Origin of the sequence: Bacteroides sp. AM41-16 (assembly GCF_003603495.1) — a bacterium.
Classification (GTDB): domain Bacteria; phylum Bacteroidota; class Bacteroidia; order Bacteroidales; family Bacteroidaceae; genus Bacteroides; species Bacteroides uniformis.
The window spans coordinates 15,248-40,078 of sequence record NZ_QTNE01000016.1; the positions used below are offsets into that span (position 1 = coordinate 15,248).

Consider the following 24,831-nt stretch of genomic DNA (forward strand, 5'->3'; position numbering starts at 1 on the left):
GTGTAAGGACTTCAGTTCCTATGTAGGTAGGGCTAAGTCATATTCCCTTGTATGTTGGGGATTATCAATGGTACGGACTGATTATGATTGCTTACTTATATAACAACTTAATTATACAACAATGAAAAAAGTATTATTCGGTTTGGTTCTGGCCGCTGTCGCGCTGCCTCTTCTGGCGCAGCAGAAGCCCGTCTATCTGGACGCAAGCAAACCTATTGAAGAAAGAGTGGAAGACGCCTTGAGCCGTCTGACCCTGGAAGAGAAAGTGAAGTTGACTCATGCGCAAAGCAAGTTCAGCAGTGCGGGTGTGCCCCGTCTGGGCATTCCCGATGTATGGACGGACGACGGCCCCCACGGCATACGTCCCGATGTGTTGTGGGACGAGTGGGAACAAGCCGGATGCACCAACGACTCCTGCGTGGCTTTCCCTGCCCTGACCTGTCTGGCGGCAACCTGGAACCCCGAAATGTCTCTCCTTTACGGACAGAGCATCGGTGAAGAGGCGCGCTACCGCAACAAGTCCGTCCTGCTGGGCCCCGGTGTCAATATCTACCGCACACCGCTCAACGGACGCAACTTCGAGTATATGGGTGAGGACCCTTATCTGGCCGGAAAGATGGTGTCGCCCTATATCCGGGGCGTGCAGCAGAACGGCGTGGCTGCCTGCGTGAAACACTTCGCCTTGAACAACCACGAAGTGAACCGCCACACCACCAACGTCATCGTGGACGACCGTGCTCTTTATGAAATCTATCTGCCTGCTTTCAAGATGGCCGTGCAGGAAGGCGGAGCGTGGAGCATCATGGGTGCCTACAACCTATACAAAGGCCAACATCTTTGTCACAACCAATACACATTGAACGATATATTGAAGGGCGAATGGGGATTCGACGGCGTAGTCATTTCCGACTGGGGCGGCACGCACGATACCCGGCAAGCCATCACCAACGGGCTGGATATGGAATTCGGCAGTTGGACCAACGGGCTCTCGAACGGTGCCAGCAACGCATACGATAACTATTATCTGGCAAATCCCTATCTGAACCTCATCCGCGAAGGTAAGGTAGGTACCACGGAACTGGACGACAAGGTACGCCGCATTCTGCGCCTTATCTTCCGTACGGTGATGAACCCCGATCGTCCGTGGGGAAGCATGCTCTCTCCGGAACATTACGAGGCTGCCCGCCGCATCGGTGAGGAGGGCATCGTACTGTTGCAGAACAAGGGCAATGTGCTCCCGATAGACCTGAACCGGGCTAAAAAGATTCTTGTAGTGGGCGAGAATGCCATCAAGATGATGACCGTAGGCGGTGGTAGTTCTTCCCTGAAGGTACAGCGCGAACTCTCTCCGTTGGACGGCATCAAGCAGCGTGTGGCCGGCAAGGCCGAGGTGGTCTATGCCCGTGGCTACGTGGGCGATGCAAGCGGTGAATACAACGGGGTGGTGACCGGACAGAATCTGAAGGATGACCGTACTCCCGAAGAGCTGATAGCTGAAGCCGTGAAAGAGGCCCGGGATGCCGATTATGTCATCTTCATCGGCGGCTTGAACAAGAGCAACGGCCAGGACTGCGAGGACTCCGACCGTAAGGGTCTGGGCTTGTCCTACGGTCAGGATGCCGTTATCTCCGCACTGGCCGAGGCGAACAAGAATCTGATTGTCGTCAACATCTCCGGCAACGCCATTGCCATGCCGTGGGTGAACGAGGTGCCTGCCATCGTGCAGGACTGGTATCTGGGTTCCGAAGCCGGCAGTTCCCTTGCCGCCATCCTCATGGGTGATGTCAATCCCAGCGGCAAGCTTCCGTTCACCTTCCCCGTGAAGCTGGAGGACTGCCCGGCCCACAGCTTGGGCGAATATACCGGCAAACGGAGCAAGGACATCATCGACATCAAGTATAATGAAAGCATCTTCGTGGGCTACCGTTGGGCCGATAAGCAGAAGAAGGTGAAACCGTTGTTCCCCTTCGGCCACGGTTTGAGCTATACCACTTTCGAATATGGCAAGCCGACGGCCGACAGCAAGACCATGCAGGCCGACGGTACGCTGACCGTGAAGGTTTCTGTAAAGAATACCGGAGCGCGCGAAGGGCAGGAAGTTGTCCAACTGTACATCAGTGACAAGAAGTCCTCTCTGCCTCGTCCCGTCAAGGAACTGAAAGGTTTCCAAAAGGTGAAACTGGCTCCGGGCGAAACAAAGGAAGTCACATTTACCATTGATAAGGAGGCTCTTAGCTTCTTCGATGACACCCAGCACGCTTGGGTGGCCGAGCCGGGCAAGTTCGAGGCTGTCATAGCAGCTTCGGCAGCCGATGTGAAGGGAACGGTTCCTTTTGAATTGAAATGATGTAGGAAAATAAAGTTTCCTTTTAGGTTATTATCAAAGATAGTGTAGATGGAGGGTGTGGCCGTGAGGTTGCACCCTTTCTTTGTACTCTTTACAAGCCAATATGTTTTCTTATATTTCTGAGTTTCTTCGGGTTGGCTAAGGAAGATGCAGATATGCTGGATGTTAGAGTTAAAGCAGTGATGTTTTGTAGTAATGGGTGAGTTTTTACCGCCGTGTTTGGGCAGATTTTCATCTTTTATATTTATTTTTACAGAAATGATCGGGACAATGGTTCTTGTCCTGATGGGATGTGGTAGTGCTGTCTTTGCCGGAAGTGCGGCGGGGGCGGTTAGTGCAGGTGTCGGAACGCTGGGAGTGGCTTTTACTTTCGGCTTGTCCGTTGTGGCGATGGCATACGCTATCGGAGGAATCTCGGGCTGTCATATTAATCCTGCCATTACCCTGGGCGTTCTGTTGTCCGGCAGGATGAGCGGGAAAGATGCAGCCATGTATATGGTGTTTCAGGTTATCGGGGCGGTTATCGGTTCTGCCATTCTTTATGCATTGGTGTCTACGGGCGCTCATGGTGGTCCTACGGCTACCGGTTCCAATGGGTTTGCTGACGGAATGATGTTGCAGGCATTCATTGCAGAGGCTGTGTTCACGTTTATCTTTGTGCTGGTTGTCTTAGGTTCTACGGATTCCGAGAAGGGGGCGGGTAATCTTGCAGGATTGGCCATTGGTCTTACGTTGGTATTAGTGCACATTGTTTGTATTCCTGTTACGGGAACTTCTGTCAATCCTGCCCGTAGCATCGGTCCGGCACTGTTCCAGGGTGGCGAGGCTCTCTCTCAGTTGTGGCTGTTCATTGTAGCTCCGTTTGTGGGTGCTGCGCTGAGTGCCGTTGTATGGAAAGTGCTTGCTGCAAAAGAAGGTAAATAAATGTCGGCAGACAGTGCCTTAAGAAGAGGCGGCTGATGGCAGAAAACTTATAAAGGGAAGCCCTCCGTCCGAAACTTCAAAGTTTCGGACGGAGGGCTTCCTGTTCTTTCCTTATGCTTGCTATATCTTGTGCCTTATTCGTACAGCGATTTGGCTATACCCATTTCCAGTCCACGAAGCTCTGCCAGTCCGCGCAGACGGCCGATACAGGAATAGCCGGGATTGGTTTTCTTCTTCAAGTCGTCTACCATCTGGTGTCCGTGGTCGGGTCGCATCGGGATAGAGACACCACGGCGTTGTTGCAGTTCAAGGAAGGCTTTCATCACGTGATACATGTCCACGTCTCCTTCCAGGTGGTTGGCTTCGTAGAAATTGCCTTCGGCGTCGCGTTGTGTACTGCGCAGATGGACAAAGTTGATGCGGTCGGCAAATTGCTGCATGATGACTGCACAATCGTTGGCGCTGCTTACACCGAGCGAACCGGTGCAGAGGCAAAGACCGTTGCTCTTGTTGGGAACAGCGTCAATCAGTGCCTGGAAATCGGCAGCACAGCTCATGATGCGTGGCAGGCCGAGGATGGAGCACGGTGGGTCGTCCGGATGGATAACGAGCATGACACCTGCTTCGTCGGCTACCGGAGTGATTTCTTGCAGGAAATAGATCAGGTTGGCACGCAGGCGTTCCGGAGTGATGCCCTTGTAGCGGTCCAGTTCCTGTTGGAACTGTTCCAGGGTGAAGCTTTCTTCTGAGCCGGGAAGTCCGGCAATCATGTTGCGTACAAGCAGTTGTTTGTCTGCCTCTGTCATCTGTTCGAAGCGGGCACGGGCTTTGGCCTTTTCTTCATCGGTGTATTCGCCTTCTGCACCGGGACGACGTAGCAGGAAGAGGTCGAAGGCGATGAAAGCGGCACGTTCAAAGCGGAGGGCACGACTGCCGTCGGGTAGTTCGTAGGCGAGGTCGGTACGTGTCCAGTCCAGTACGGGCATAAAGTTGTAGGTGACAATGTGAATGCCGCATTTGCCCAGGTTACGCAAGCTCTCTTTATAGTTGTCGATATACTTCTGGAAGTCTCCGGTTTGGGTCTTGATATGTTCGTGTACGGGTACACTTTCTACTACAGACCAGCGCAGACCGACGGCTTCAATCATTTCTTTCCGTTTCTTGATTTCCTCTACTGTCCATATTTCCCCGTTTGGAATATGATGCAAGGCGTTTACAATGCCGGTAGCCCCGGCTTGTTTGATGTCCCAAAGGCTTACCGGGTCGTTGGGACCGTACCAGCGCCAGGTTTGTTCACAAAGAATCATGTTATTTATTGTTTGATGATTTGCAATTTACTATTTACATGGCGAATGCGTTGAACCCTCCGTCCACTACAGCCACCGTACCGGTGACAAAGCTGGAAGCATCGCTGATGAGGTATTGGATGGTTCCGCAAAGCTCTTCTGCACGGCCCATACGTCCGAAGGGAGTTTGGCGAATCACATCTTGCCCACGTTCCGTGTAGCTTCCATCCGGGTTCGTCAGCAGGGCACGGTTCTGCTCTGTGAGGAAAAATCCGGGTGCGATGGCATTTACACGAATACCTTCACCAAACTTCTTGGCAACTTCCGTAGCCATGAAGGCTGTGAAATTGGAGATACCGGCTTTTGCGGCAGCATATCCGGCTACACGCGTCATGGGGCGGAAAGCAGCCATGCTGGAGAAGTTGACAATAGCGCCTGTCTTCTGTTCCACCATCGGTTTGAGGAAGACTTGTGTAGGCAGTACGGTACCGGTCAGGTTTAATTCAAGCACCCGTTGGAACTCTTCTATCTTCAAATCGAAGAAAGTGCCCGTGGGCGCGATGGTGGCACCCGGCATATTTCCGCCGGCTGCATTCAGCAGGGCATCTATGCGGCCATAGGCTTTCAGGATGTCAGCCAAGTTCTGTTCCAGCAGTTCACGGTTCATCACGTCGGTTGTCAGGAACATGGCTTCTCCACCGTTTGCCTTGATTTCGTTGACGATGGCGTTTCCTACCTCTGCTTTGCGACCTAAGATTACCACTTTCGCTCCTTCTTCCGCCAGATGAAGAGCGATAGCTTTCCCCAATACTCCCGTTCCGCCGGTTATTACTACTACTTTGTCTTTGATGTTGAATAAGTTCTTCATAATGTTATGTATTAGTTTATAAAATGAATCTTTTTCGCAAAGTTAGGGATTAAATCATTTTCAGTGCTTAAATAGAGTGCTAAAATACTTATCTTACTGGCCGGAAACGGAAATTAGTGCGGTTTTTAAGATTCGTTTGCTATCAGATGCACTCACCACGACGGGTGCGTGCTGCTTGTTTACGCGGATACTTGCCCGCCCGTTAGCAGCTTGTATGCGGCGTGAGCCTTGCGCGGTGCCTTGGTTGCGGAGTAACGCTTCACTGTCTGTGCAGCCGAATTCTATGAACTGGCAGGCATCCAGGCAACGTATGCCGTTTTCGTCTATCAGTTCAGCCTGCACAAGTATGGTTTCCGCATCCTGGGCGGTCTGCGTCAGAAGTATTCTTGACGGTTTGCCCCAGGTTCGGGTTTGATACTCCTGCTGAATTTCATCGTCGAGGCGCAGCTTGCCGTCATACCCTGTGGCGGTAATCTTGTTGTTTCCTTCTCGTAATGGCACATTCCAGCGCAGCCCTGCTGCCGGAAAGTCCTGGCTGTTGCGCTTCTTCCGTCCTTGCGACACACCGTTGACAAACAACTCCACTTCGGGGCAGTTGGAATAGACCAGAATTTCCTTGGGCTCGCCCGGCTTGCCCCAGCGCACCGGCCAGGAGTGTCCGTAGATGTGCAGCATCGGTTTGCTGCTCCAATAGGATTGAAAGACGTAATAGCTCTCTTTCGGGGTGCCGTCTCGTTGCACCACCCCCTTCTGATTGACGTAAGGGATGGGATTGTCCGGGCGCAGCGGAGTGGAGAAGTCCTTGAAAGTCCAGAAGAGGCTCCCCGTAAGCCGGGGCATGGTCTCTTGTTCTTTCAGGTGCCAGTCGAAGAGGCGGATGATATAACTTTCGCTCCAGTCGCCGTTGCGGTCTGCGGCTTCGATGTCGAAGTTATCTATTCCTTTTCTGCCCGTCTCCTTGTTCACTTCCATATGGCGCCCGGCATGGCTGTCGCCTCCCCATTCGGCATGGAGGAAACGGGTGGTGGCGTTTATTCCGGCCGTCTCCATCTCGCGGTAGTTGCGGAAGCGGCGGCCATACCAGCCCGCCCAGATGGTGGGGGAGTAAACGTCCACAATGTCTTTGCAGAACTCGCAGCGGCGAATGGCTGTGGAGCGCGTCGGGTCGAGGCGATGGGCAAGGTCGTGCAGCTCGCCCATAAAGGCGCGTATGCTGTCTTTTTCGAACGTTTGGAAATCGCCCGGCCAGTCGTTCTCATTGCCCAGCCCCCACAGGATGACGGAAGGATGGTTGCGATGTTGCTCAATCATATTGGTGAGCATCCGGCGCGCCTGGTTCTTGTAGCTCTCTCCGCCCAGACCGCCGCGGCACCAGGGTATTTCTTCCCAGACGAGAAGTCCCAGCTCGTCGCAGAGCCGCAGAATGATGCCGGACTGCTGATAGTGCCCCAGGCGGATAAAGTTGGCACCCATCTCTTTTATTTGTTGCATTTCGGTGCGCATCATCTCTTCGGTCAAGGCAGCGCCTACTCCGGCATGGTCTTCATGGCGGTGAGTGCCGCGCAGCAGCAGCCGTTCGCCGTTCAGGTAGAAAGGCCCTTTCTCTTCGAAGCGGAAATGGCGGAAGCCGAAGTGCTGGGTGGTGCGCAGGGTATCTCCGTTGTCGATAAGTTCTGCCACGCAGGTGTAGAGAGCGGGAGAGTGGGGGCTCCACAGCTGCGGGCGTTTCAGGGAGATTTGGTACGAGGATATTTCCGTAAGCTCGGATGATATGGAATTAACCTCCTTGCCTTCGGGTGAGAAGACGCGGAGAGAGAACTCTTTTGCCTTCTTCTCCTTGCCGGATAGTCCGCCGAAAGCAATGTCTATCGAGATACTGCCTTGCTTCCCTTTCTCATCGGTTGTTGCTTCTATCCGTATCTGCTCAAAATGGACGGCAGGCGTATAGACGAGGTTGACATATCGGTAGAGTCCGCCGTAGAGGTTGAAGTCGGACATATCGGAAGGAATCATCTCCGTGTCGCGGCTGTTGTCGCAGCGAATGGCAATAGGAATCTTTCCGCCGAAACGCTCCCGGCAGAGCGGCGTGCGACGGAATGCTTCCACGGCTTCGGTGATGTCTGCCTTCCACTCGTCGTAACCACCCACGTGCGAAGCGATTCGGGTGGTATAGACATATACCTCTGTCTTCTGTCCCGCGCCTTCAAACTCCAGGCAGGTGCGTCCGTTGGTATAGGGATTCTCTATGTTGAGCATGGTGCGATACCAGCCGGGGCCTTGATAATAGTTCACATCAGGGTCAACGGCGTCTTCCGCATTGAAGCAGTGGGGCAGGGTGACTTTCTGCCAGAGGGGAACGGTTTCGGGCTTTCCTGCTCCGGTAATAGGGCGCATCACTTCCCAAATGCTTCCCATATCCTGGCGGATAAACTCCCAATGCTCCGTAAGACGTTGCTTGCGGTCGGTAGGAATCAGTGCGTGTGCCTGCAACAACAGGCTGCTGAACAATAGACTAAGTAGGATTCGGGGTGCTTTCATGGTATGTTATAAAAATGATACATATATACGTCCTGCGGGGTATATATATAAAAGTTGTTAGGTATTAAGGATAAAGTTCTGAGGTATAGGGAGAAAAGTTCTTTTCTCTTAAGACAATTCTCTGTTCGCAGCTTGCGGATAAACATTCGCAGTGCGCGGATAAGCGTTCGCAAGCCCCGGATACATATCCGCAGCTTGCGAATAAACTTTATTTCATGTCCAGCGCCTCTTTCCTTGCCAACGCTTCCAGATAGAAGTAATCGGCATAGTTCAGCGGCACGTCTATTTCGCTTCCTCCCGGATGATGTCCCGTGGAATGCAGCAGCAGGAAGCCGTAGTGAGTGCCCGGTTCTGCCCGGTAATGCTTGTTGAGGCTATCGACAATCTTGTCGGCAACGGCGCGATACTGTTTACCCTTCTCCGGAGCTACGTAGGTGCAGAGTTCATATAAACCCGAAGCGATGAGTGCGGCGGCAGAAGCGTCGCGCGGCACGTCGGGGTTGATGTTCTCGGGGGTGCAGTCTTTAATGACATCCATCTTCATATCCCAGTAGGGCACGCCGTCTGCCGGCATATTGGGCAGGTTGAGGAAGAAGTCGGCAATGCCTTCCGATTGTTTCAGATAGGCGGGGTCTTTGGTGAAACGGTAACACATGGCAAAGCCGTACATCCCCCAGGCTTGTCCGCGGCTCCAGAAGGAGTCGTCCGAGTTTCCCTGGTGTGTACACTTCAGGCGGACTTCACCTGTTTCCGGGTGGTAGTCCACTACGTGATAAGAGGAGTAGTCCGGACGGAAATGATTCTTCAGTGTAGTGTTGGCATGGTTCACGGCCACATTCCAGTAAATGGAATCGCCCGTCAGCTGCGTGGCACGGAACAGCATTTCCAGGTTCATCATATTGTCGATGATGACCGGATATTTCCATCGGTCGCGGTTGTGGTCCCACGAGCGGATGCTTTTCACCTTCGGGCTGTAGCGGGTAATCAAAGTCTTGGCACTTTGCAGCACCACATCCTTGTAAGAGCGTTCACCCGTCAGTTCATACGCCTTTCCAAAGCTGTCGTACATCATAAAGCCGAGGTCGTGCGTGCCCTTGTGCCACTTGGCTTCTTCAATAGGCCAGGTCCACGAGATGGCAGCCCGGCGCCAATCGTCATCATGCGTATAGGCATATACCTGCCACAACGAGCCGGGGAAGAAACCCGAGCACCAATCGTGGGGATGTATCATAGCCAGCGAACCGTCTTTATGGATGCTGCGCGGCATGACGCGACGCCGGGCAGCATTCTTCTCCTCTTTCTTTGCTTTGTCGGCGCACTGCATGGCAAATTCCAGTTGTTTGCAGGCAAAGGCATAGGCGTTATCCACTTCGGAGGGTTGCACATAGAGCAAGTTGAAGCGGTCTTTCCACTGAATGACTCTGTGGGCTTTGGATAGTCTCAGATAGTCTTTGCGTGCAGGGTTGAGCAAGCCGGCACGATATAGGTCTTTACAGAATTCCTGTTGTTTGTAGTCCCATTCGCTAATCTGTTGGTAAGGCCATTCCTTTACATCCTTCCCTGTATATTGCGCCAGGAAATCCATTGCCCGGTAGAAGTTGCGTCCGTCGGGAGAGGTGGCATTATCAATCCTGATTCCTATTTTCTCTGCCATGCAGAAGATATCGAGTAGATGGGTCAGATTGTATTGGGAATAACCGAAGGCAAGCGTGCGGCGCAATTCATGCGGCTGCCGTCCGTCCGGTTCTATCTGGGTGAAGATGCGCTTGGCAGGAACGGCGTTGATAACTTCCCGGGCTACTTTAAGGTTGCCGGTGTAGAGGGCAATGGCTATCACCTGCGCATCGTAGGCCGTACTGTGGTTGTTGGCCTGGCGGGATTCTTCTTGTCCCTGCGGGCTGGTCAATATCCAGTTCAGCAACTTGCCGAACCATGCTTGCAGCTGCTTGGAATCTTTGGCCGTAAAAGACTTCGATTGCTCCAACAACTTCACGGCATCCAGCATCTCTACAAAGGAGTAACTATCCAGCACGCCGTAGCAACGGCCTTTGCCGCCGTTGTGTCCGGGTATCATCTGCGCATACTCCAGGTTGGGATTCATGCGTGTATCCTTGTCGAAGAACCATACGCGGATAAGCTCCGTTGCCTTTTGGGCATACTTCTCTTCTCCGCTGAAGTACCAGGCCAGTGCCAGCGTGGTGACGCGGCTGGCGGTTGCTCCCAGGCGGTTGCGGTCGAGCTTGTTCAATTCGGGGTTCGATTCGCCGTCGCGGCTCACGTAAGGCAGTCCGTCGGGCTTTGTGGGGTCCGGCCAATAATAGCGGGCCTGGCTCATGTAGTCGTGCTTGTTGCCACTGGCAGGCACCTTCTCTTTCATCATCACGGAAAGAGGCTGTACATCCAATAGTTTATCGGCCTCCGCTTGCAATGCCTGGTAGGCGGTTGCGTAGAAAGGTTCATGGATGGACTGTTTTACGTTGGCAAGGTGCGTGGCATCCCAGATGGATTGTGCTTGTGTGCAAGGCGCCAGAAGCAATAAAGCAAGCACCCATTGTACTACTTTTAGTTTCATGGTTTTCTATTTTATTGATTAATAAATGTTTCTGAGTTTGATACCGTTCAGGAAGCAAGTACCGCTTGTTGAATGGAAACGTATATCGATGTATTCTTTGTCGTTCGTAATGTAGTATTTCTTTCGCAAAGCACGGAAGTACCCGCTTTCTTTGCAGGGAGAGAGGCTCTCTTCCACCACTTCCCCGTTTATGGAAATGCCGAATGTGCTTTCCCGGTTCTCTTGTTGCCCGTTCCGGTCCAGTTGGTAGGCAATGCCCGCATTCCGGCGGAAGATATCGGTAAAGAGAAGCTCTATTTCATATACACCTTGGGGAGCATCGAAGCGATAACCTTCTATCTCATTCCGGAGGGTTTGGAACAAGGGGCCGTCTGCCGTGTTTTGGATTTCGGTTTGTGCAGTTCCCTCCTTACCGCCGATGTATCCCCAACTGCCTGCGGCATAAGGCTGGTCGGGTAGCCAGGTCAGTTGGCTTTCGTCCGAGGTGAAGAAGCATTGGCTTCCTACATTAACGGCCAGTTCCAACCCTTTCAGGTTGTTTGCATCCAGGCATGCCGGTATGGGAGTGAAGTTTATTCTCAGCCCGTCTTGCACTGTCTTTCCTTGATAGTTTCCTTGTGCGAATAGGAAAGGATTTCTGTTAGAAAATGGAACTTCGAAGGTGGCCGTGTAGTTCTCTGTTTTCTGCTTTCCCAATGAAATACCGTCGATAAACAGCTCTACCTCAGAAAGGTTGGTGTATATCTTGACCGGCAGATATACGGGAGCATTGCCTTGCTGCACGCCGGCACGGTCTGTCCAGTCGCGGCTGGCAATATGTAGCACCGGAATGTCCTTGCGCCAAGCTGCCTGATAGTAGTGATATACATCTTTCGGGGTACGGTCGGCATAAACCAGCCCTTTATTGTTGATGCGTGGCATGGATTCGTCTCGCAGGGCAGAAGAGAAGTCGATAAAGTTCCAGTGCGTGCCGCCGCAGATATAAGGTGTATCTTCCAATACCGGCAAATAGTGTTCGAGGTACTTCTGCTGGTATTCGATGCTGAAGTCAAAAGCACGCGGATGCAGCGAATGTAATCGCTTGTCCGAACCTGCACCATATTCGCTTACAATCATCGGGTGAGTGGGATGGTTTTGGTGTTGTTGTGCCAGGAACTTCTCAAAGCCCGTGAGGTCACCCCCATACCATCCCTGGTATAAGTTCCAGCCTACAATATCGGTGATTTTGCTTAATCCGGTTTCGTTGTAGCTGTTGCTGCCGTGGAATGCCATGGTGCTTATGCGGGTGCTATCTTCTTCTTTCAGTACCCGTTCCAGCCTGTTGGCCAGTGCCAGTGTGCGTTCCAGTACCGGCTTCAGTTCCGCTTCGGTTTTGTACTTCCGTTGGGTTACGAGCAATATTTCGTTCATATATCCCCAGGTGATGATAGAAGGGTGGTTGTAGTGCTGGCGAATCATTTCCCGCAAGTTTCGTTCGCAGTTATCTCCATAACCCGGCGTATTGGGCACAATGTCTATAATGGGAATCTCTTCCCATGCCAGCATACCCAGCTTGTCGCACATCTCCAGCAGGGCATCGTCTTGCGGATAGTGGGAGATGCGGATAAAATTGGCTCCCATCTCTTTCATCAGCAGGAAGTCTCTCCGGTGCATCTCGTCTGTCAGCGCGGGACCTATGGGCTTCTGGTCTTGATGGCGACAGATACCGCGCAGTTTATAGGGCTTTCCGTTGAGGAAGAAACCCTCATCTCCGTCGAACCGGAACCAGCGGAAAGCGGTGTAATGATTGCTTTGGTCCAGCAAGGTTTTGGTCTTACGGTTGCGCAGGGTTGTTTCTACGCGGTAGAGGCGGGGCGTTTCAGGAGTCCACAATTCAGGTTTCAACACCGGGGTTGCCTCGTTGCTGAAAGCGTAGGTTTCTCCGGCTTTTAGCTGTATATTCTTCTTGAGTGTTTGTAGCAGGGTGCCGTCAGGACGGTAGATAGTGTGCGTCAGTTCCAGTGTTGCTTTTTCCTTCGCATCGTTCTTTACTTCACCGCGGATGGAAATGATGCCTCGTTCTTCAGACACTTGCGGCGTGCTGATAAACAGCCCGTCCGAGCTGTGGTTCGTCAGGTTGAAGTGTTGGTTGGGAACCGCCGTAAGCCAAACATCCCGGTAGATACCTCCAAAGAAAGTGAAGTCTCCGGAGATGGGAGCAATATCCTGGCGGGCATTATCCACGCATATGGCCAGCGTGTTGGGTGTGTCGAAAGAGAGGAACGGCGTGATGTTGAATGAGCAGGCGGTATATCCTCCGGCATGCTCACCTACGTTTTTGCCATTGATATAGATGGTGGCTGCTTTGCTGGCAGCATCCAGTCTCAGGATAATCTGTTTCTCTTTCCAGCCCTGAGGCAAGGTCAGTTGTCGGCGATACCAACCGGTGCCGCGGTAGTAATCCTTTTCGGTATAAGCATCGGTATTCCAGGTATGGGGCAGATGGATGGATGTCCATTTGCTGTCGTCAAAGGCGCTGTCGGCTGCTGCGGTGCATTCTCCTTTGAGGAACTTCCAGCTGTCGTTGATGGTTTGGGTTTGGCGTTGGGCGTGGACAGGGGGCAGGACAAATAAGGATATAATAACGGCAGCCATCCAATGGCAGGCCTTTTGCAGGAGTGTATTTTTCTCTCTTTCCATGGTGATATGTTATAAATGATATTACTGCCAAAACTACTAAAAAAGAGGCGGATGTAAAAAAAACAAGTAGTTATCCGCCTCTTTAACTTAAACCTGAATCGCAACCTTAGTTACAAACTTAAAAATCTAACCTATGAAAATATCACTTTGTCATGATTGATAATCCTAATCTCTTATTATGATAATCCTATTGTTAAAGCTCTATTTGATAGAGCGAAGAAAGAGCTGTGATATAGAGCTTGTTTCCTGATATCAGTAGAGACGTGGGACGTTCCGGCACCTCTAACGTACCTATGGATTCACCTGACGGGGAGAATATGGAAATGTCTCCGTTGGCTACATATACGTTGCCTTTAGAGTCCGTAACTACGCTCCGGTCGCCTCCGTCGGCAAATATGCGACAGTTTTGCAAGAAGCCTTGGGCATCTACATCCGCATGGATTACGCGTTGGTGATATTCATCCAATGTATAGACTGTTTTGCCCGGTACTGCCTTAACCAGAGATGAACAACGGAATAAATCTTCGTAATTCGGAATGATGGTTACACCGTCGGGAGCAACAAAACATTGTTCCGGCTTTCTTCCGTTGTAATACTCGCTTTGAGTGATGGTTCTATTACCCGGATAATAAATTTGTTGCGGTGCAGCAAATTGCTTCATATCCACTAACGGTAAAACTTGGAAACTTTCATCCGGATTATCGGGACGTATTGCGTAAAGCTTAGGAACATAATTGAAGCCCCACAGCCCTCCCGAACCTTTCCAGCCGAATAGAGGACGGTTGCCGTTACGGGTATCGTCATTATTATAGCCGGGTTGGGAGATGTATTTGGTAACGACAATCAAGTTGTCTTGTGTATCGCATGCCAGTGCTACTGCGTTCCAGGGGAAATCGGCAATAGAAGTTACCTGCCCGCTTCGGGCATCCAATTTATAGATGCGGCGCATGCGATGCTCGCAGAAATATATATTTCCCCGGCTGTCTTGTGCCAGTCCGTCAATGAACTCAAATCCGGTGACTACAAGTTCGGCTTTTCCTTTTTCCTGGCTCAATGGGTATTTACGGTTTTCCTTGCCGGTCAATGAAAGGCGTGCCAGTTCCCAACGGCGTGCTTCCCGGTGGGTATTGACATCGTAAAGGCTGGCATTGGAAGTGAACTTTACGCGGGCATGTGCATAGTTGTGAACATTCAGAAACTCAATATCCTTGCAATTCCAGGTGCGTATAGCCGACGGATAGGATTTCAACATGCGCGATACGCGATAGGAATAGAAATTGGCAAAAGTCAGGTTCTTGCAGTCTATCAGGTCCAAAGGTTGCGTATCGATGCCTTCTGCTTCCACTTCAAACTGGAAGTCGTAGATTTTCCAGTTGGCAACATTGCGGAAGATGGCTTCATTGCGTAAATGATGCTCTAAAGACATTCCGTAAATACGTCCCGGGGTATCTGTATGACTGATGTACAGTCCTGCCGAACTATATTCGTTGGCTGTCCATATATCCCGGAATGAGCCTCCTCCTCCGTTTGTAATCCATAGGCTCCAATGCTGGTTGTCCCAGGCACGGGTAATGAGGTCGTGAGTTTCCGGAGTGATGGACATAGGTTTCTCCAAAGGATTGACCGCACTTTGTCCGTTGTGGAAGAAACGGGCTTTATCGTGCCCGCTGAATTTGACATCATACATATAGGAGCCTTCGCCTGCCATCCATTTGCAATTGACAGCCCGGTAATTGTAGGCATCGGCATTCAGGAAGATACCGCATACGATGTTCTTTCCACCTTGGGGAGTAGTCAACTGTGCTTGCGGGGCACCGAAGCCGCTGAATGCGAGATTGCCGCCCAAGGTTAATAAGATAGTAGTGCCGGGGTGCAGGCCTATCAGATTCGTGTTTTGTTTCAGAGTCAACGGCTCTTTTACAATGTACCATCCTTGGGGAATATAGATATTGGCATACTTTTCTACTGCTTCCTGGAAAATGTGTGTGTCATCACTGAAACCGTCTCCTTTGGCACCCAAATCGCGGATGTTTACCCATTGCTCCGTAGCGGGCAGCATCGGGGTATCGCCGGCATCCAAAGGAGTAATGTTTTTAATAGGTTCTGTTTCTACCCGGCGCACTATTTGAGGAGTGTCTTCCAGACTGTCGGCATTAAAACCGAAAATGAAACGGGTTACCCGGTATGTTTTTCCTTTACCGGATACTTGTTTGTTTGTAAAGCGTTCCAAAGCAAACATAGGAACATTTTTACATTGGATATTTCTAAGGTTGATTTGTGTTGCTGCATTTCCTGCATCTGTCAGAATAACCCCGGTGTGGTGTACATCTTCGAAAATGCAATCTTCCATAAATAGCCTGTCGGGAGCATTCTCTTTAATTTCTATGGCTACGGGTACATTTTTTGCCCGCATACGAACGATGGTCAATCCTCCTTCATTAGTGAGGATGGCACTCCTACGCTGTCCTTCAAAATAGGAGTTAAGTAACATAATAGGCCATCCGGGAGCTGACTTGTCTGTGTCAATTCCATACTCTCCTCCGTAAATGGCTATATTCTCCAAATGGTTTCCGGCATCGACAATACCCGCACGGCCTTTTCCCACATGAATGGTTACGTTGGAAATAGAGCAGTGCTGTGCAAAATGTGCGCGAATGGCAGAGGCATTGGGATTTCCGTCTTCAATACGAATATCTACGTTCATCATTGAACTGTAGAAAGTCCCTGCATTGGCATCGCCTATACGGCCTCCCGGACGGTAGCCGCCGCCGATAAACCAAAAAAGGTATTTCCCTTTTGCAGTTTCCCGGGTAACTTCTTGAAAACCGGGTGCTTGCTTGGCAAGGACAAAAACCGGGCGTTTGCCGCCATAACCAATGATACGAACACCTGAGGGGATGTAAATCGTCTTGCTGAGTTTATACACTCCTTCGGGGATAAAGAGGATACCGCAACCATTTTCTTTCTGTTTGGTTCGGTTCAATGCTTCTTGCAAAGCATCGGAAACATCCATACGCCCGTCAGTTTTCACATTAAAATTCTCGGGAGTGAAATATATAGCTGCCTCATCCACCGGTCGGTCGGTAAAGACCGACCGGGGATTTTGAGCAGATATTCCTACTGAGAGGATAATCATGAGAAGAAGAGTCAATGTTTTTATTCGGTTCATGTTGTGTAAGGGGTTAGATTACAAAGGATAACGTTTGATACTTACTGTCATCTTACCGCTACCGTCAACGCTGTTCACGTAGATGTATGCAGCCCATTTACCGTCGGCAGTCTTCATAAATGCACTATCGTCCTTTTTCAGGTTCAGTACATAGTTCATGGCTCCGCCTAAATCCAGCGTCTCGAAGTCTATATCGTCCACGTAAACAGCCGGATTGCTTCCTTTCAACTGGGCATCATGCACATTGGCACGTTGTTCCATGGGGGTGCTGTTGGTGGCACCCGAGGGGACAATACCACTGATGGCGATGAATTTCGGGTCCGTTGCAGGAGATACGAAAGAGTGTGCATAGTCAAAATCATTCAGTTTGGCCTGGTAGTTATAGATGAAATCAATCTTGCCGGACAAGTTCAGAGCGTTTACTTCCTCTTTGGTATAAGCCTTCATGTCTTCGATAGAGAAGTAGCAGGCACCTTCGTTCTCCAATTCGATAAGACGTTTCATGTCCATCTTGGAGATTTTGTAATTAGGGGTTTTGTAAGACACTCGGTCGCCTGTACTGGAAACGGCAGTAAAGGTAATGCTGAATGTTTTGCCTTTTGCATCTTCGGGCACTACGAAGTTATAGCGTAGTGTGGCGGCAATGAGGTCTGTCTGGGTGGTTCCGATGGCAATGGTCGGGTTGATGTAATGCGCATCGACTTTCTCCATCAGGTTGGCTGTAGAAATGCTACCGTCGGTAGATGCGTCTTTAACGGTTTGGATAGGCACATCTTCACCGGCACCATAATGTACACCGTTAACATCCATTCCGGTCTGTGCTGTGAACCAGGAGTGCAGCTCAAATCCCGTACCGGTTGCTCCGGTAATGGAGGCAACTGCTTCAGCCTTATTTATTCTTCCATTAGTGGTTCCCATGGCATAGGCAAACTCTATTTTTTCTCCGGCTATGGCAGGAGAAACCGTCTTCTTTATCATGTCATTTTTAATGGCAGATTCATCGTCATCGCTACATGCGAAGCAAGAGAGAGCGATGAAGGGCAGCATTGCATATTTCAATAGTTTCATAACAATATTCTGTTTCTTAGAAGTTTATACTGATCGATTATTCTCCTTGCAAAGTGATAGTGACCGTATAGGTCTTCTTCACTTGACGATTACCGGAAATTACAGTGTACTGGCGGGGTTGGCTGAAATCAGTCCACACTCCCATAGTCGGAGTTACGATACAATCTTTGGCAGTACCACATTCTGGCTTCAGTTTCTTGATGTTGGTACCAAATTTAGCTATCCCCGTAATGGTGTTGTTTTCGTCATCGATGGTAACACCGCTTATCAATACGTCCCTATCATCCGGTCCTCTCAATATGAGGGAAGAGATGTAACATTCTTCACTGTCAGTAACCAGCAAACCATTATCATCTACCGGATAATCATTGCATGATTGGGACAAAAGACATACTATGACAAGAGTCAATATTTTATATAGGTTTTTCATACGATTCTTTTTGTATTTAATGAACTTTATGGTAATTGCTTATCTCCACGGAGTATTCTGAGTCAGATTCGGGTTGCGGTTTCTTTCGTTTTCTGGAATCTGGTAGATATAATTCTTTTGGAAATTGAGTTCGGGTGCATTCTTGAATTCATCACGTATGCGTGTGCCATTTGTATCATACAAGGTTAAACCGTCACTGTTTGCCTCTCCCCATATGTCATGGATTTTTCTCCAGCGGCGAATATCGAATGGACGCATACCTTCAGTGGCCAGTTCCACAATACGTTCTTGCTCAATGGCATTGAAGAATGCTTCGGAATTGGCATACTTGTCGGGTGTTAAAGCCGGCAGGTTGCCACGGCTGCGAATCTTATTCAGCAAGGCTACACATTCGCTGGTAGGACCGGACGTTTCGTTGACAGCTTCGGCATACATCAGATACACATCGGCCAAACGCATCAGATAGAAATCCTGCGGACCATCTGTACGCTCCCAACCGGCTTCCTGGCGTATCCATTTACGGAAGATATAACCGGTTTGATTGCTGGCATCATTATTGATGAAACCGTTGGCCTCATTTCTTTCACCGAACATCCAGGTATATTCGTCACCCATTGTCAGGCCGTCCGTTGTAATTTTCTTGTAAGACTCACCATCCCACATGATGGTCGATTTCATACGCCAGTCACGATTCTCATAGCTGGCACGGTTACGCGCTCCATTAGGGAGTGTAGCATCTTTAGACAAGATAAGCTCATCACAGAAATCACCGGTGACAGTTGATTGGTAACGGTTTGCCAAGCGGACAGTAGGCATAATCCAGCATTGTGCATTACCGGTGGTACGGGTACCGAAGTCGCGCAACAAACTTTCACCCTGGCCGAGAGAAGGACCGCCATAAGTAATGGAGAAGATGATTTCCGAACAATTTTCATTATAATATTGGAACAGCTCTCTATAGTTGGGTTTGTCTTCAGTGCCGGGATTACCATCACCAAAGATTGTCAGGCCATAATTGTTGATTACTTTGCTGAAGTCTGAAGCAGCGGCGGCATAATAGGTTTGGGCTACACTGCTGCTCGGCTCGAAGCCTTCCAGTTCGGGCCATCCGTTTTTGTTCCAACAAGCATAGTACAATTCTATTTTTGCTTTAAAGCCCAGTGCGGCAACTTGCGTGGCACGTCCGTACTTATCACCATAGCTTACGGGAAGCTTTTCAGATGCATTCTGTAAGTCGGTGATTAGTTCAGGAATGATGGTAGCAATAGGGGTGCGTACCAATGAGCATGCTTCATCATTGCCGCTGAGTACGTGGCGATAGTAAGGAACATCACCCCAGTTTTGAACCAAACGGAAATAGGCCAATGCACGCAGGAAGTAATTCTCGGCATTGATAGCCTCCAAAGATGCTTTGGTTACGGCATTCTGTTCTGCTTGAATCATTTGCTCTACATACTGAATGGTGTAGTTGGCACGGTTGATAACCCGGTATGCATTGTTCCACATACTGGAAAATCCGCTGCCCGGCGTTCCGGGTCCCCATGAAGAAATATCACCGATACTCTTACCGCGAGTATTTTGGAATTCGCCATGCCCGTCGTAGTAGTAATCAGTTGCAAACAAAGTCCGCACTGCGTTGTAAACACCGTAGGTAGAGGACAAGGCATCATCTGTACTTGTCCAAAAGAGGTCCGAAGATACTTCTGTTGTAGCAGGACGGTTCAGCAGGTCATCTATACAAGAAGATGTTAAACCGACCAGTCCGGCTAATGCTATATACTTAATATATTTCATATTCTTTCTTATTTGTTGAGTTATCAGAATTCTATATTCAAACCGATTGAGTAGGTTTTAACCAATGGGTATAGGTCGTTTCCATGAGGCTTTTCAGGGTCGATACCTTTCCAGGGAGTTAAAGTGAAGAGGTTCTCACCGGATAAGTAGATACGTGCACGGTTGAAACCGATTCTCTGCATATAACGTTCGGGAACGGTATAACCAACCTGTAAGTTCTTCAAACGGAAATAGTTGGTATTATAAGCCCAGTATGTACTTTCTTCACGGTTCTTGTTACCGCCGCTACCATTCAGCAGACGGGGTAGGGAGGCACCACGATTGTCTAACGACCAAGAATCACTCCAATGGAATTGTTGGAATGCATAACGGTTATCCGGTATCTTGGTATTGTTCAAATCATCCAACCATACATCAGAACGTCCGTAGTTACCCTGGAACAAAGCCTGGATATCAAAACCCTGGTAGGCTCCGGTCAAAGTAATACCGAATTGTCCCATCGGGGTATCGCGGTATTTGTCGGTGTATGCTTTCTTATCAAGGTCACTGATTTTACCGTCACCATTCAAGTCTTTGAGGATAATGTCACCCGGTGCGTTGTAGGCATCTCCTTGATAGGGTGCATTGTAGAGTTGATTCCAGCTTTGCACCAAACCCGGATAAGCTTCATATATATAGAGGAAGTGGTAAGGCATGTCGAGCATAATCCACCCACGGTTCAGATAGTCACCCCATTTCTCCAGCTTATTTACGTTATAAGAAGCGTTTACATTGACGCTGTATTCGAATTTGCGAATACTGGACTGCCAGTTCAGATTCACTTCAATACCGCGGTTACGCAGGTCGGCCACATTGATATTCGGTGCCGAATAACCGGTTAATAACGAAGATATGCTGGAACCACGAATCATACCGGTGGTGAAACGGTCGTACCAGTCGAGTTCCGCAGTCAGTCGGTTGTTGAAGAATCCTAAGTCCAAACCTATATTGATGACACGGGTTTCTTCCCAAGAAAGGTCTTGGTTAATCATCTTATTGGCACTGAATCCGGTTGCAAGACCGTTGTTTCCAACAATATAATTGGTAGTTCCCATTGTTTCTTTTTGTTCGTAACGTCCTACTCCGGAGTTATTACCCAGAGAACCGTAAGAAGCACGGAACTTGGCATTACTGATTGCTTTCTTTAACGGGGCGAAGAAGGCTTCTTCCGAAACACGCCAACCTACAGCAGCTGATGGGAAGAAACCCCATTGATGTCCTTTGGCAAAGCGGGAAGAACCGTCGGAACGGAAGTTGAATTCAAACAAGTATTTATCAAATAATGTATAGTTGATGCGCCCTATGAAAGAACGCAAACCTTCGGATTCGGATTTACCGTCGTTGGTCTGTACTTCCTTGGAAGCTGCATCCAGTTCTTCAAGGCTGTTGTGTAAACGGTTCTTACGTCCTGCACCCATGTTGCGTTGGAACCAGTATTCTTCGGCTGCATTGAACATGGCGGAAATATGATGCCCTTTGAAGATTTCCTTTTCATAAGTGATACGTCCTTGGAACAAAGTCTTATGACCTTCGTTATTGGAATTGCTGATGATATCACCTGTATCCGGCATGGTGCGGGCTATACTGTTGGTCTGGAAGTTCATCTGGTTCACCACATTCTGGATGCTTTTGCTGAACTGGTTATAATAGCGCAAAGCGTAACTGACGTTCAACTTCAAATCCTTAAGCGGTTCCCATTCCAAGTAAGCGTTTCCATTAAATTCTTTGCGGGAAGTATTTGTGCGATAAGCTTCGTATTCGGCAACAGCATTACCGGCAGAAGCAGATTCTCCATAAGCCATGGCACCGCCGTATTCACCTGTTTCAGGATGCTTGTTCAAAATACCGGAGATGACATATTTTAAACCTGCAGTTTCCAAACCTGCGCCGCGAGGTGTCTGGCGCTCTGACCAGCTACCATCTGTTCTGATACCTATTTTTACGTTATCACGAACCTTATAATCCACGTTCAAACGCATGTTATAACGGCTGTAGTCATTATGGATTTGCAGACCTTCCTGGTCCATGATGCCGAGTGAAGTATAGAAATTTATCTTATCGTTGCCGCCGGAGGCTGAAACCGTATGGTTCATGATGGCACCGGTACGGAACATTTCGTCATATTGGTCGGTGTTCGGAAAAAGAATAGGATCTACCAAGCCCATGGCCATCCATTGTTCTACCGTACCCTGCTGGAAACTGGTCGATTTGTTACCTGTGGCAGCAGAGCGCATCTGCATGGTCAGTGCACGGCTATAGTCGGCTAAATAGTCGTAAAACTCTACGGGGCTTGATAAGGCATAAGAACCATTATAAGTCACTTTGGATTTGGCTTCTTTAGAACCGCCTTTGGTGGTAATCAAGATAACACCGTTGGCTGCACGCGAACCGTAAACGGCTGACGAAGCTGCATCTTTTAAGACTGAGATGCTTTCAATATCGTTCATATTAATACGATTGATATCTACATCCGGCATCCCGTCCACTACAATCAATGGGTCAGAATTGTTGATGGAACCCAAACCGCGTACTTTCAGCGAAGCACCGTCTCCACCTGCAAAACCGGTTGTTTGGCTCACTACCAATCCCGGCACCAAACCCGAGAGACTGGAAGATACGTTTGTGATGGAACGGCTGGCAATCTTTTCATCGACTTTTACTGCTGCAACAGAACCGGTCAGGTTTACTTTCTTCTGAGTTCCATAACCCACTACAACGACCTCATCCAGTGTTTGAGAGTCTTCCGAGAGGGTTACTACTACATTGGTTCTACCTTTCAAGGGTACTTCTTGAGTAATGTATCCGATGAAAGATACTACAAGAGTTGCATTAGATGAGGCTTCAATGTTAAAATGTCCGTCGATGTCTGTGATTGTGCCGCCGGTGCTGTCTTTTACTTTTATATTAGCACCGATAACCGCCTCTCCTGTGTTATCTTTTACTGTACCGGTAATTCTGGCATTTTGTGCCGTGACACTTCCGATACCAATAAAGAGTAATAGGAATACCAAAAAATGTTTCATATTAGACTTAATTTTGAATGAATAAATTAAAGGTTAATTTTCATGTGAAGATGATAACCTTCATCTTCTTTCTCTCTACAGAAAACAGTTGAGCTGCTTCCTATAAAGAAAGTGTATTCTCATAGGTGTTACTTCATAGGCGTCCTTTCTTTTTTAGAGTTATTAATGAGGTCTTGTTGTGAGCTATTTATATGCTTCGGTTAATTCTTTATACCATTTCTGCAAAACAAAGAATGCTTTCTTTTTCTGTCCTTTGTCAGAAACCAGTCCTTTACGGTTGAAGTCGTCCTGAATCTCGGGTACATGGCGGCGCGGTGAGCGGAAATCTTTCAATATCCACGGAGTAGTGCCGGCAAGTCCCGGAATACGTTTCAACATGTTCACGTGGCGGATATACAAATCTTCCTGATACTCCTCCGTGAAGCGTTCTTTGGGTGAGCCGTGGCGCCCGTACAAAGCACCGCCTCCGAGTTCACTGATGAATACCGGTTTCTGAGTATCGAATGTCCAGTTCACGCGGTCACATTTCTCAGAGTCGCCATCGTACCAGCCCACATACTCGTTGAAGCTGATGATATCCAATAGCTCTCCCAACGGGTCGTTTACCGTCAGAACACCCGGCTGTACTTCTTCCTTCTCCATAGCTGCGCCAATTAGGCGGACGCTATCGAGGCTTCTTGCTTTGTTTGCCAGATTAGAGAGGAACGTGAGACGCGTCTCGCTGTGCGGAGTTTCGTTGGCAATAGACCAGATGATGATGTTGCAACGGTTCTTGTCGCGGGCAATCATGTCGCACAATTGTTGCTCCGCATTTTGGTAAGTATCCTTGTTCTCCCAGTGAATCGTCCAATACACGGGAATTTCGGACCATACAAGGAAGCCCATACGTTCGGCCTCGCGCACCATCTCTTCATTATGGGGATAATGGGCCAGGCGAACAAAGTTGCATCCCAGTTCCTTTGCCCAACTCAGCAATGTGTGGGCATGGTCTTTTGAGTAAGCACGACCACTGTAATAGGGAGTTTCTTCGTGGATGCTGATACCCCTGCAGAAGATTTCCTTGTCATTCAGCAATATCTTGATGCCCTCCGTGCGAATCGTGCGGAAACCTATCTCATCAGAAACCTTATCCGTTTCGGAAGCCAGGTTCACGGCATATAATTTCGGATTCTCCGGAGTCCAGAGTATAGGTTTGCTTTTTATTAGGAATGAAGCATACCCGTTGGCATCGGTCGTGACTTCTTTCTTTACTTTCAGTTCGGGAATATCCAGTGTTATCTTCTGTTCCTTGTCAGAACCTTCCAGTTGCACCCAGCCCTCAATCATGTTCTTGTCATCCTTTGCCAACTGTACGTAATAGTCGCGTATATAGGTTGCAGGCATTTCTATCAGAGTGACGGGACGGGTTATTCCACCGAAGTTCCACCAATCTGCATTGACCGTGGGCACAGCTTCGGGCAGGCGTTTGTTGTCCACCTTGACCACGAGGCTGTTCGTGCCTTCTTTCAGGAGGTTGGTAATTTCAAAGTTGAAAGGAGTAAACCCGCCGATGTGCCTTCCCAGACGTTTGCCGTTCAGCCACACGATAGCCTCGTAATTAACAGCTCCGAAGTTTAGGAAAAGGCGCTTGCCCGGCTGCAAGGAGTATTCAAAATGTTTGCGGTACCATACGGTTCCTTCATAATAATACAATTGCGGACGCTGTGTGTTCCAGTCTCCGGGAACAAACAGCAGTTTATCCGTTTCAAAGTCGTATTCCTGCAACTTGGTCTTGTCGGAATAAGTCTTGTCCTGGGCATAACCTCCGTCATAGGGTTTCAGACGGTAATCGTAGTAGCCGTTTTCAAAAGGATCTACAATTGTTTTCCACTGCCCGTCGAGGGATGTCGTCTGGCGTGCGCTGACATTCATTATCTGAGGTGCTTGCTGGGCGAAAGCCAATACCGGCATCAGCATCAAAAGAAAAGTCAGACTGTTCTTCAAGAGTGTTTTCATACTACTATATTTTGATTTAAAATTAAGAAGAACGATTTCCATGCATTCTTCTGTAGAGTAATGACAAATATACAGGTATGAGGCATTCGTATTCCGAAA

General features: G+C 49.2%; 13 protein-coding genes. 2 read left to right on the forward strand and 11 right to left on the reverse strand.

Going from position 1 to position 24,831, the window contains the following annotated elements; all coding sequences use genetic code 11:
• Nucleotides 1–121: 121 nt before the first annotated feature.
• Both DW896_RS14030 and DW896_RS14035 read left to right on the forward strand, forming a co-directional pair.
• Nucleotides 122–2,347, forward strand: a complete 2,226-nt coding sequence (locus DW896_RS14030; protein WP_008662112.1) for a glycoside hydrolase family 3 C-terminal domain-containing protein — start codon at nt 122–124, stop codon at nt 2,345–2,347.
• A 258-nt stretch (nt 2,348–2,605) separates the two neighbouring features.
• The gene (locus tag DW896_RS14035) at nt 2,606–3,271 is read left to right on the forward strand and encodes an MIP family channel protein (protein WP_119993367.1); all 666 of its coding nucleotides are present in this window, start codon (nt 2,606–2,608) and stop codon (nt 3,269–3,271) included.
• Nucleotides 3,272–3,405: 134 nt separating this feature from the next.
• Here DW896_RS14035 and uxuA read toward each other — a convergent pair whose 3' ends face one another.
• The 11 genes from uxuA to DW896_RS14090 all read right to left on the reverse strand — a co-directional run bounded on the left by uxuA (nt 3,406) and on the right by DW896_RS14090 (nt 24,732).
• Entirely contained in the window at nt 3,406–4,578 is a 1,173-nt protein-coding gene (gene uxuA / locus DW896_RS14040) for a mannonate dehydratase (RefSeq protein WP_005826068.1), read from the reverse strand.
• A 34-nt stretch (nt 4,579–4,612) separates the two neighbouring features.
• On the reverse strand, nt 4,613–5,425 hold the full coding sequence (locus DW896_RS14045; RefSeq protein ID WP_117588615.1) for an SDR family oxidoreductase: 813 nt from the start codon (nt 5,423–5,425) through the stop codon (nt 4,613–4,615).
• Between the two features lie 93 nt (nt 5,426–5,518).
• A complete protein-coding gene (locus DW896_RS14050; protein ID WP_035447606.1) occupies nt 5,519–7,963 on the reverse strand; it encodes a glycoside hydrolase family 2 protein in 2,445 nt (814 codons plus the stop codon).
• 208 nt (nt 7,964–8,171) lie between these two features.
• Nucleotides 8,172–10,535 carry an alginate lyase family protein gene (locus DW896_RS14055; RefSeq protein WP_035447609.1) on the reverse strand — a complete coding sequence of 788 codons (2,364 nt, stop codon included), beginning with the start codon at nt 10,533–10,535 and terminating at the stop codon, nt 8,172–8,174.
• A gap of 18 nt (nt 10,536–10,553) precedes the next feature.
• A complete protein-coding gene (locus DW896_RS14060) occupies nt 10,554–13,214 on the reverse strand; it encodes a glycoside hydrolase family 2 TIM barrel-domain containing protein (RefSeq protein WP_117588613.1) in 2,661 nt (886 codons plus the stop codon).
• Between the two features lie 193 nt (nt 13,215–13,407).
• Nucleotides 13,408–16,383, reverse strand: a complete 2,976-nt coding sequence (locus DW896_RS14065) for a glycosyl hydrolase family 28-related protein (RefSeq protein WP_035447615.1) — start codon at nt 16,381–16,383, stop codon at nt 13,408–13,410.
• Between the two features lie 18 nt (nt 16,384–16,401).
• Nucleotides 16,402–17,451 (reverse strand): DUF4466 family protein, encoded by a 1,050-nt coding sequence (locus DW896_RS14070; protein ID WP_009037427.1) that lies wholly within the window; start codon nt 17,449–17,451, stop codon nt 16,402–16,404.
• A gap of 37 nt (nt 17,452–17,488) precedes the next feature.
• Entirely contained in the window at nt 17,489–17,881 is a 393-nt protein-coding gene (locus DW896_RS14075) for a hypothetical protein (protein ID WP_005833867.1), read from the reverse strand.
• A 39-nt stretch (nt 17,882–17,920) separates the two neighbouring features.
• The gene (locus DW896_RS14080; protein WP_035447618.1) at nt 17,921–19,675 is read right to left on the reverse strand and encodes a RagB/SusD family nutrient uptake outer membrane protein; all 1,755 of its coding nucleotides are present in this window, start codon (nt 19,673–19,675) and stop codon (nt 17,921–17,923) included.
• Nucleotides 19,676–19,698: 23 nt separating this feature from the next.
• Nucleotides 19,699–22,737, reverse strand: coding sequence for a TonB-dependent receptor (locus DW896_RS14085; protein WP_119993369.1), 3,039 nt, complete (start codon nt 22,735–22,737; stop codon nt 19,699–19,701).
• 183 nt (nt 22,738–22,920) lie between these two features.
• Complete coding sequence (locus DW896_RS14090) at nt 22,921–24,732, reverse strand: glycoside hydrolase family 2 protein (protein ID WP_016272112.1); 1,812 nt, start codon at nt 24,730–24,732, stop codon at nt 22,921–22,923.
• Between the last annotated feature and the right edge of the window lie 99 nt (nt 24,733–24,831).